The 9,142-nt window shown below is 47.4% G+C and carries 11 protein-coding genes; 10 read left to right on the top strand and 1 reads right to left on the bottom strand.

What is annotated here, in order from left to right:
• Window positions 1–104 precede the first annotated feature (104 nt).
• The 10 genes from JHC35_RS05400 to JHC35_RS05355 are packed head-to-tail and all read left to right on the top strand — an operon-like array spanning window position 105 to window position 8,731.
• Window positions 105–497 carry a thioredoxin family protein gene (locus JHC35_RS05400; protein ID WP_295042768.1) on the top strand — a complete coding sequence of 131 codons (393 nt, stop codon included), beginning with the start codon at window positions 105–107 and terminating at the stop codon, window positions 495–497.
• On the top strand, window positions 494–1,090 hold the full coding sequence (locus tag JHC35_RS05395; RefSeq protein WP_295042766.1) for a pentapeptide repeat-containing protein: 597 nt from the start codon (window positions 494–496) through the stop codon (window positions 1,088–1,090). The genes JHC35_RS05400 and JHC35_RS05395 overlap by 4 nt, the downstream gene beginning before the upstream one ends.
• A gap of 18 nt (window positions 1,091–1,108) precedes the next feature.
• Entirely contained in the window at window positions 1,109–2,020 is a 912-nt protein-coding gene (locus tag JHC35_RS05390; RefSeq protein WP_295042764.1) for a VWA domain-containing protein, read from the top strand.
• On the top strand, window positions 2,017–3,588 hold the full coding sequence (locus JHC35_RS05385) for a VWA domain-containing protein (RefSeq protein WP_295042762.1): 1,572 nt from the start codon (window positions 2,017–2,019) through the stop codon (window positions 3,586–3,588). The genes JHC35_RS05390 and JHC35_RS05385 overlap by 4 nt, the downstream gene beginning before the upstream one ends.
• Window positions 3,569–4,684 carry a BatD family protein gene (locus JHC35_RS05380; RefSeq protein ID WP_295042761.1) on the top strand — a complete coding sequence of 372 codons (1,116 nt, stop codon included), beginning with the start codon at window positions 3,569–3,571 and terminating at the stop codon, window positions 4,682–4,684. Before JHC35_RS05385 ends, JHC35_RS05380 begins: the two co-directional genes overlap by 20 nt.
• On the top strand, window positions 4,681–5,628 hold the full coding sequence (locus JHC35_RS05375) for a MoxR family ATPase (RefSeq protein ID WP_295042759.1): 948 nt from the start codon (window positions 4,681–4,683) through the stop codon (window positions 5,626–5,628). The genes JHC35_RS05380 and JHC35_RS05375 overlap by 4 nt, the downstream gene beginning before the upstream one ends.
• Before the next feature lie 2 nt (window positions 5,629–5,630).
• Window positions 5,631–6,464, top strand: a complete 834-nt coding sequence (locus tag JHC35_RS05370) for a DUF58 domain-containing protein (RefSeq protein ID WP_295042757.1) — start codon at window positions 5,631–5,633, stop codon at window positions 6,462–6,464.
• On the top strand, window positions 6,461–6,856 hold the full coding sequence (locus tag JHC35_RS05365; RefSeq protein ID WP_295042755.1) for a hypothetical protein: 396 nt from the start codon (window positions 6,461–6,463) through the stop codon (window positions 6,854–6,856). The genes JHC35_RS05370 and JHC35_RS05365 overlap by 4 nt, the downstream gene beginning before the upstream one ends.
• Window positions 6,849–7,583 (top strand): hypothetical protein, encoded by a 735-nt coding sequence (locus JHC35_RS05360; RefSeq protein WP_295042753.1) that lies wholly within the window; start codon window positions 6,849–6,851, stop codon window positions 7,581–7,583. The genes JHC35_RS05365 and JHC35_RS05360 overlap by 8 nt, the downstream gene beginning before the upstream one ends.
• Window positions 7,580–8,731 (top strand): hypothetical protein, encoded by a 1,152-nt coding sequence (locus JHC35_RS05355; protein WP_295042751.1) that lies wholly within the window; start codon window positions 7,580–7,582, stop codon window positions 8,729–8,731. Before JHC35_RS05360 ends, JHC35_RS05355 begins: the two co-directional genes overlap by 4 nt.
• Here JHC35_RS05355 and JHC35_RS05350 read toward each other — a convergent pair.
• Window positions 8,732–9,142: prephenate dehydrogenase dimerization domain-containing protein (locus JHC35_RS05350; RefSeq protein ID WP_295042749.1), on the bottom strand; the 411-nt coding region annotated here is incomplete at its 5' end.

Raw genomic sequence — 9,142 nt, 5'->3', positions numbered from 1 at the left:
AAGGGACATTTTGTTTGAAAAGAATAGATAGGTATACGCAATCACTATTATAGATTAAAAAAAATGATAATATTGTGATAGAATTGCGACAAAAGAATTTATCAATGATGAAAATAATTATATTGGTTTGTATAGGAATAGTGAGCTTGTGGGGCGGAGCGATCCAAAATGATGAACAGTTTAAGAGTGCCGTTTCATCGATAGGCAGTGACAATAAACTTGTGCTAATGATCTATACAACCGACGATTGTCCCGAATGTGCCTATATGAAAACGAAGGTTTTTCACGACAAAACGGTAGAACCCTATTTGACTCAAAATTTTGTCGTGATTGAGAAAAACGTCCACAAAAGCAAACTCCCCGACGGGTACGATTTTTTCGGGATACCGACAATGTTTTTCATCGATAAAGCGGGAAATAAAAAAGAGACGATTGTGGGAAGTAAACGTGCACCTGAATTTATCAAAGAACTGCACCGTATCCGAGGGATCAAATGAGAACTCTGTTTTTGACTTTTTTGATGGGCGTTTCGTTGAGTGCGTACGATGCGGCGCATCTGAAAAAAGCGTTGGAGGAGAAAGAGTGTATCGGATGCGATCTTCGGGGTGCGAATCTCAGTAAAAACGATTTCAGCGGTGCCGATTTTCACGGCAGTGATCTCAGCGGTGCCGATCTACACGAGAGCCTTTTTGAGATGGGGGATTTGAGTGACTGCAATCTCAGTGGTGCGAATGCGGAGGGGGCGTTGTTTTGGAAAGGGACGATGAAACGCTCTGATCTCACCCATCTCCGCGCCAAGGGTGCCAATTTCAAAGGGACCCATTTGGAACAGAGCAATCTAAGTCATGCCGATCTGCGAGGGACGAAAAGCTGGAAAGCTAATTTTTCGGATGCGATTCTATACAAAACCGACTTCAGTGATGCGGAGCTTGGGGATGCGAAATTTATCCGTAACGATTTGCGCAGCGTCAAAATGAAAAACGCACTGTTGTGGCAGACCAAATTTTCCGAATCGGTGATGAATAAAGCGCAGTGTACTCAGGCAAAAAAAGAGGAAGCGTTACTCGATACTAATGTGATGTGCCGTTAAAAAAGGTATAATAAACGTATGAATATTTGGTCGTTTGATTTTGTATGGGCATTTCTATTGCTTCCTCCACTGCTTTATTGTCTCTACAAATGCAAAATTGCCCTACATCCGCACTATTTTCCCCATCTGCACTTTTTCGGTACTCTTGGGAAGTGGGGTAATCTCGATTGGTTGCTCAAAGCGCTGGCGGTGACATTGATGGTAGGGGCGTTGGCGACTCCGGTGATGATCGATTATGCCGACCCGCGCAACCGTAACGGGATCGATATCGTCCTCTCGCTCGATGGGAGCGGATCGATGAACGCGTCGGGATTTTCACAAGAAGACCCCAGAGCGCCACGTTTTGAAGTAGTCCAAAAAATAGCATCTGATTTTGTGATGAAGCGAATCGAAGACAATGTCGGGGTGGTACTGTTCGGGGATTTCGCTTTTATCGCGACCCCCGTGACCTATGAAAAAGAGATTATTGCCGAAATGATCGGCTATCTGAATCATGGAATGGCGGGACAGAACACCGCTATTGGAGAGGGGATAGCGATGAGTGTACGGGCGTTACGCGGCTCAAAAGCCAAAAGTAAGGTGATTATCCTCCTTACCGATGGGGAAAACAACAGTGGTGCGATCTCTCCCAAAGAGGCGGTAGGGATGGTGCAACGAGAGCATATCAAGCTCTACACGATCGGGATAGGGGAGAAGGGGGAGTTTGATAGTGCTCTTCTCAAACAGTTGGCGCAGGATGGAAACGGGAAGTTTTTTGCGGCGGCAAACCAAAAAGAGCTTCAAGCTATCTATGATGAGATCGATACGTTGGAACGTTCCTCGATCAAGAGCAAACAGCACACTTTCGAAGAACACTATTTTCAGTGGTTTGGCGGAGGAGCATTGGTAATCATGGTGATGCTGATGTGGCGCAGGAGGATCGGAGGATGAGTTTTTTATCACCTCTGTGGCTTTTGGGGCTGTTCGGAGTTATGGCGTATCTTTGGAAAGGGCGTGAGAAAAGGTGGAATAAGCAGGGGTGGCTGATCCTCTCGATCGCACTGTTAGTGGTTGCCCTCGCTCGTCCCGTGATCTCTCAAAAACCGATCAGTGTGGATGAGGCGGGATCGGATGTCATTTTGGCGGTCGATTTGTCGTATTCGATGCGGGGAACAGATATTTCTCCGAGTCGGCTGGAAGCTGCCAAAAAGATGCTGCACGACGTTGTCCGCGCTGATCAAAAGGATCGTTTCGGAGTGATTGGGTTTACGACGAGTGCGATCGTCCTCTCACCGCTCACCAAAGATACGGAGCTGCTCGAACACCTTTTTGGCTCTCTCGATGAGTCGCAGATCATCACCAAAGGGACCTATGTAATGAGCGCATTGGAGCTCGCCCGAAAGATGTCTCACTCGCAGCACCCTACGGTGATCGTATTTACCGACGGAGGGGATGAAGCGTCGTATGCGAAAGAAGCCGATTTCGTTCATGAGCATAATCTGGCGGTGAGCGTCGTTATGCTCGCATCCAAAGACGGCAGCACTATCCCCACCTCGGAAGGATCGCTCAAAGATGATGCGGGGCATATCGTTGTAAGTGCGCGAAATGATGCGATCGAGGAGATCGTCCATGATGGGAAAATGCTCCGAAGCAGCAGTGATATTCTCTCTTTGATTGAGGATGCACGGCACAACGACTTCGCAGGGAAAGCATCGGTGATGCGGTATCAGGAACTTTTTTATATCCCGCTTGCTTTGGCACTGTTTTGTTTTATTGCAGCATTTACGACGGTAGGGGCATATTTTGTTCGCCCTGAGCCTGTCGAAGGGGATGTTCATGGTTCGACAAGCTCACCACGAACGAAGAAAATTTTTATCTCAATCTTAGCGTTAATCGGAGTATCGGCGCAGGCAGGAGTCGCTGATTTTGCGTATGCGTATGCGGGAAAACACTATTATAACGATGAGCGGTATGAACGTTCGGCACAGATGTATGGTTCGATCACGAACGAGAGAGGGCGTTATAATCGAGCCAATGCTCTGTATAAAGCGGGGAAATATTCCGAAGCGTTGGCGGCGTACCGCTCTATCCGCAGCGATGAGAGAGAGTTTAAAGCCAATCTTTTTTACAATATGGGGAATTGTTATGTCCGTTTGAGTCAGTTTGCCGATGCCCGTGAAGCGTTTTTAAAATCGTTGACGCTTCGTTATACCAAAGCCGCCGATCAAAATCTCCGAGCTATCGCAGGAGTCGGTGAGCAACAGACGTTAAATGTCCGAAAAGAGAAAAAAGACAACTTTTCCGCCGATGAGAATAAACCCACAGGTGAGAAAAAGAGTGCCAAAGAGGGGGGAAGTTCGAACATGAAAATGGACAGCGCATCAGGCGGCGGGGGGGATGAGGGGAAAAAGACCCAAAGCGATCCGAGGTTTTCAATGTCGCAGGGGAAAGCCAAGCTCAGCTCCAAACAGTATGAGTTGATTAATCAAAGGAGTGTGCATGAAACGAAGCCTTGGTAGGAGTATCGTTTGGATTTGTATGCTCCACAGTGCTTTATGGGGGATAAGCTATCATTGGGATGTCACACAATCCCCCACATCGCTACGTGTCGGGCAAAGCGGCGTGATACGCTACACCTGTACGTTTGATGGGAGTGCGGTGGAATATTCGACGAAGTTAAAGCTGAGTGATTCGCCGCAGTATACGACTTCGGTTCTTTCACAAAAAACAAATGTTTTGGATGGGAAACGGCGTGATACGATAGATGTGCTCATTACGCCGAGAGCATCGGGAGTGTTGAGTGTGTCGATGAGGGCGATTGTCCGTTATACGTCTCCCGGTGCGGTAGAAAATACGGTCTTGGGGCGTGATAACCTCAGCCGAGAAGATATTTCCGAAACGGAGACGATACTTCCGAGCGTCACCGTTCGTACAGAACAAAACAGTGCGGCATTGACGGGTAATATCACAATGGAGGCTCATGTCGATCAAACGACCGTAAGTGCGCACGAGCCGGTTCATTTGAGTGTTGTCATTCGCGGGTCGGGAAATTTGGAACAATTTGTCCCTTTTGAACTCAACATCAGCGGTGTACGGGTGTTTTCAGAACCGCCTCAAAAACTGCTCTCACCCTCATCCGATGGGGTAGAGGGGGAGATTCGTCAAGAGTTTGCGTTGGTGGCCGACAAAGCGTATGTTATCCCCGCATTGACACTGAGTGTGTTCGATACCCTCCATAACCGTCCTGTAACACTCAAAAGCGAAGCAATCCCCATTGAGGTGAAAGAGGGGTATGACCCTGCATCACTTTTGGATGCTCCCGATTTGAGTGATCGTGCAACTCTCAAGCGGTATGCCTATAATACGGGATGGATTGTAGTGGGAATTGTGCTCACAGAGATCTCACGCTGGTTATGGAAAAAACGACCGCGCCGAAAAATCAGAGCATTTTGGGAAGGGGTGAAAACCTCCAAAGAGTTGGTGTTGATTCTGTCTCTGAGCGGCAATAAAGAGTATGAGCCGATTATTGCCGAACTCGAAGCGGGACGAATCTTATTAGGTGAAGCTAAAAAGAAACTTGATAGACTCTCAACAGATAAAAAGGTAACACTATGATAGATGTAATAAATCAAATACGCGCTGAAGTTTCAAAGGTGGTTGTTGGTCAAGAGAAGATGATCGACGGATTGTTGATCGGATTGCTGTGTGATGGACATATTTTGATCGAGGGGATTCCGGGGTTGGCGAAAACCACTACAGTTAAAGCCCTATCGCAAGCGTTGGGACTCGGATTTAAACGGGTTCAATTTACCCCTGATCTACTCCCGAGTGACATTTTGGGGGCTGAGGTGTATGATCCTCAGCATAACGGATTCAAAATCAAAAAAGGGCCGATTTTTACGAATCTTCTCCTCGCCGATGAGATCAATCGCGCCCCAGCAAAAGTGCAATCGGCATTGCTTGAAGTGATGGCGGAGCGACAGGTGACGCTGGGGGATGAGAGTTTCAGACTTCCCCCGCCGTTTCTCGTTATGGCGACACAAAACCCGATCGAAAATGAGGGGGTTTATCCGCTCCCAGAAGCGCAATTGGATCGCTTTATGCTCAAAGTCAACGTCGGATACAACACCCCAGCAGAGGAACTCTCCATCGCACGGCGTGTCGGATCGGGACTCGGTGAAGCGATCAACGTAGTCATCGACGCGGATCAATTGATCGAACTCAAAGAGAAGGTAAAAGAAATTCATATCGACGATGAGGTGGAGAAATACATGATCAGCCTCGTCACGGCAACCCGTGAACCGGAGTCTTTCGGTCTTGGTGGGATCAAATCCTACATCGAGTTTGGGGCTTCTCCGCGTGTCAGTATTGATATGTTCAAAGCATCACGTGCGGTGGCATTTTTGCGGGGGCGTGAGTTTGTCACCCCAAGCGACATCGCCACTATCGTCAAAGAGCTGATGCGGCACCGTATCGTCCTCTCGTATGAAGCGGAAGCCGAAGAGATCAAAATCGATGATTTGATTGAGCAGATTGTGAAAGCCGTTCCGATACCGTAACGATGAAAAATAGCCGCCATATTCTCCTCAAAGCCCGTCGTCAGATCATCGGGGATCGAATCGGAAACAACCCCTCCATGTTTCGAGGGGAGGGGTTTGATTTCATCGAACTTCGCGAATACGTCAGCGGGGACGATACACGCCATATCGACTGGAACGTGACGGCAAAAACGGGACGACCGTTTGTCAAAGTGTTCCGTGAAGAGCGGGAGCTCAATGTCTTGAGCGTAGGACTGCTGGGAGGAGGACTCCATTTCGGATCACAGAAGTTTAAGATCGAGTCTGTTGCCGAAGCGGTGGCGTTGATCGGCTATTCAGCGGTAGCCAACGGGGATGTGTTCGGTCACTGTAACTATTCGGAAACCCTGCGCAATGAGATTCGTCCGAGCAAAAAGCGTTTTTCGGTACAGCAAAGCGTAGAGAGTGTCCTCAATGCAGAGATTCTTCACCGACGTGTCGATCTCAATCTTGCAGTAAAAGAGCTGTACCGTCGGATCAAACGGCGCTCTCTCATCGTTTTGATCGGCGATTTTTTTGAGATTCCCGATATTCGGGTTTTGGCACGTAAACATGAGGTGGTGGCTATCGTCGTTCGTGATCATGCTGAAGAGTCTCCGAGCCCGATGGGATTCAGCGCGTTGATCGATCCGGAGAGCGGTGCGGTATTGGAGGGGGATTTTAGCGAGCGAAGCGTGAAGCGGTATCGCGAACGGGTTAGAGCGCACGATCGTGAACTCTTTGAGATGTTTCGCACCTCAGGGGTCAGAGCGACAAAACTCTATACCGATGCCAACGCGATCGTCACGTTACGGCGGTTGTTTGAGGGGAGAGTATGAGAAGCCAAAATATTCCGATCAACGATATTGCTCCGTTGGTAGAGATAACCGATTATTCGCTCTACTACTTTATCGCCCTTTTGCTCATCGTTACCGCACTGATTGTCGGAGTCGTTTTGGCGGTGATGAAACAGATGCGAAAACGAAAAACGTCACTACGCAAAGAGAAATTTCAAATACTCAGTTCGATCGAGTTTGCCGATCCGAAGCGTGCGGCGTATACCATCAGCGAGATAGGGCGTTTTTTTGCGCTTGATAACGAGCGTACCGAAAAAGCGTACCGTAATCTTTTTGAACGACTTGAACCGTACAAATATGCCCCAAATGTCCAGCCAATTGATGAAGAGACAATCGGATATTATCGTCTCTATTTAGAGATTATCGATGTTTGAGGGGATCTATTTCCAGTTTCCGAAGCTCAGTTTTCTCCTTTTTTTCTTTTTGGCGTGTGAAACCCTTTGTCCGCTTCGCCTTAATCCGATCTATTTTCCCCGTGTAGCTCTTTTTGGAACGGATGATACGAAGCCGCCCCTTTGGATGTGGATTGCCAAATGGGCGATGATCACTTTTTTTATTGTTGCACTGATGTCTCCGGTGCGGGAGATCAAAGAGGAGAGACAAGGGTATGATATCTTGCTCGTGATTGATCCCGATTCTATCGACGTGCACATGAAAGAGGATATTCAATCGTTTATCCAAAGACGACCGAATGATCGTTTTGCGCTATATGTTCCTGAGGAGACTGCCGCTATTGTCCCTATGACTTCCGATCATGATGCTCTTGAGAAGATTGTATCGCAGTTATCGCATGGAAAAGCCGCTCAGCCTGTGACACGGGAGATAGAGCGTTTTTTTTCGACTACCTCTGAGGGGCGGGGATGGGCGATTGTCCTTTCAAAACATCCTGAAGATTTGGTTCGATCTTTGCCGGTAGGGATCGAAGTGAGTGTGATCGAACGAAATGCTTATTGGATGGAGACGAATGATCGATCCCACCCACCGTTTGTTCAGATCTCTGAGCGAAAATATTTTGATTATTTTTATATTTATCCTCTCTTTTTAGGGTTTTTATCGATGCTTCTGTACCTCTATGGTCGTAACCAAAAAGGTCTGGCATGAGTTTTTTGCATCCGGAATTTTTGTTTTGGCTTCTCCCCCCGACGTTGGTACTGTTTTATTTCTGGCTAACCCAAAAACCGCTTCAGCACCGGTGGTTAAGTGAAGAGGTTATCGACAAACTGCGTGCTCCCGAGACGACGATGGGATTAAAAGGGCGAAATGGTTTGTTTTTTCTATCGGCTCTTTTGCTTGTTATAGCGATGGCACAACCGGTTATCCTCACCCCTTCACAACTTCAAGCAAAAAAACTTTATATTGTGATGGCGATTGATCTGGGCGAAAAGAACTTTGGCGAAAAACGCTCTTTCGCCCTTGCGATGCTCGATGCACTCACTATGGAAGAGGTTGAAATTGTAGCGTTTGATGATCGGCTGTATCGTGTTGCGCCGCGCAGTAACGATCGGATGGTTTTAGCGGATTTAATTCGTCATCTATCCCCTTCATCAAAACCCTCAAAGCTCTCTGTTACCGATAAATTATGGATGCAAAATAATGTGGATATGATGCTTCTGATCACATTGAAAAATGAAAGTGACGGACGGTTTTTGCGAATCTCGTCATCGGCCGATATACTTAAAGTGCAAGAAAAGTTGCTGGAGATGAAAAATCAAAAGCGATTGCAAGAACATATTCCGCTGTTTTTTTATCCTTTGGGGATGGCGATGTTGCTCATTTTGATCGCTCTATCGTCGATGTCAAAACGGCGCAGTGTGAGTGTGGGTATAGCCCTTTTTCTCATGAGTTGGACACCGTACAAGAGTGAAGCGGGACTGTTAGATTTTCGATTGCTTAATGAGGCGAAGAGGGCATACGAGAGCGGAGAATATGAAAAAAGCGAACGTCTTTATGCACAGTATCAACTACGGCATGATTCGCCACAGGTTCGGTACAATCGAGCCAATGCGCTTTATATGAGCGGTCAATTTGAACGTTCGCGTTACTGGTACGAGAGAGTCTATACGAGTGATCCGATCTTATCTGAACGGGTTAGTCATAATTTAGAGCAGAGTGAGATTCAGATCAAAAGAGCAGAGTTGCAAAAAAATAAGCAGGAAACGTCCGCTACAAAAGAGGCTACACCCTCACACAATACACCATCACCGTCACCAAAAAAGGCAACGCAAACCACCCGTCTTTTTGAATGGTGATTATTTAAAAATATCGTAGAGTTTGTTTGCCCCCTTCATCTCACGGCGAAGGGTTTCATAATTTTCGTCTTGTAGGGCACGCTTGAGGGTTTGCAGTTCGATTTCAAAGAGCTCTACCGCATCGAGAACATTTTGGCGGTTTTGGCGGAAAATATCTTCCCACATCGCCGGAGAACTTTTTGCCAGACGACTCATAGAACGAAATCCCCCTGCCGCGAGGGTGAGGATATTCTCTTTTTCTTCTTGAGCCAGTACGGTATTCGCCAGCGCATAGGAGATAATGTGGGGCATGTGGCTGATGAACGCCGCATGCCGATCGTGCTGTTCTGCCCCCATTCGTCGGATTTGCATTCCGATTGCTTGGAAAATACGCAGGGCAATATCACGCTGGGGATCCCCGCTGTGTTCCAA

This window comes from Sulfuricurvum sp. (assembly GCF_022759005.1).
Taxonomy (GTDB): domain Bacteria; phylum Campylobacterota; class Campylobacteria; order Campylobacterales; family Sulfurimonadaceae; genus Sulfuricurvum.
This window is presented reverse-complemented; position numbering and strand designations above follow the sequence as displayed.

Coding starts and splice junctions, on each gene's coding strand:
- JHC35_RS05365 (WP_295042755.1), top strand. CDS start 6,461: ATGAGAAGCCAAAATATTCCGATCAACGATATTGCTCCGTTGGTAGAG.
- JHC35_RS05355 (WP_295042751.1), top strand. CDS start 7,580: ATGAGTTTTTTGCATCCGGAATTTTTGTTTTGGCTTCTCCCCCCGACG.
- JHC35_RS05400 (WP_295042768.1), top strand. CDS start 105: ATGATGAAAATAATTATATTGGTTTGTATAGGAATAGTGAGCTTGTGG.
- JHC35_RS05380 (WP_295042761.1), top strand. CDS start 3,569: ATGAAACGAAGCCTTGGTAGGAGTATCGTTTGGATTTGTATGCTCCAC.
- JHC35_RS05385 (WP_295042762.1), top strand. CDS start 2,017: ATGAGTTTTTTATCACCTCTGTGGCTTTTGGGGCTGTTCGGAGTTATG.
- JHC35_RS05360 (WP_295042753.1), top strand. CDS start 6,849: ATGTTTGAGGGGATCTATTTCCAGTTTCCGAAGCTCAGTTTTCTCCTT.
- JHC35_RS05395 (WP_295042766.1), top strand. CDS start 494: ATGAGAACTCTGTTTTTGACTTTTTTGATGGGCGTTTCGTTGAGTGCG.
- JHC35_RS05375 (WP_295042759.1), top strand. CDS start 4,681: ATGATAGATGTAATAAATCAAATACGCGCTGAAGTTTCAAAGGTGGTT.
- JHC35_RS05370 (WP_295042757.1), top strand. CDS start 5,631: ATGAAAAATAGCCGCCATATTCTCCTCAAAGCCCGTCGTCAGATCATC.
- JHC35_RS05390 (WP_295042764.1), top strand. CDS start 1,109: ATGAATATTTGGTCGTTTGATTTTGTATGGGCATTTCTATTGCTTCCT.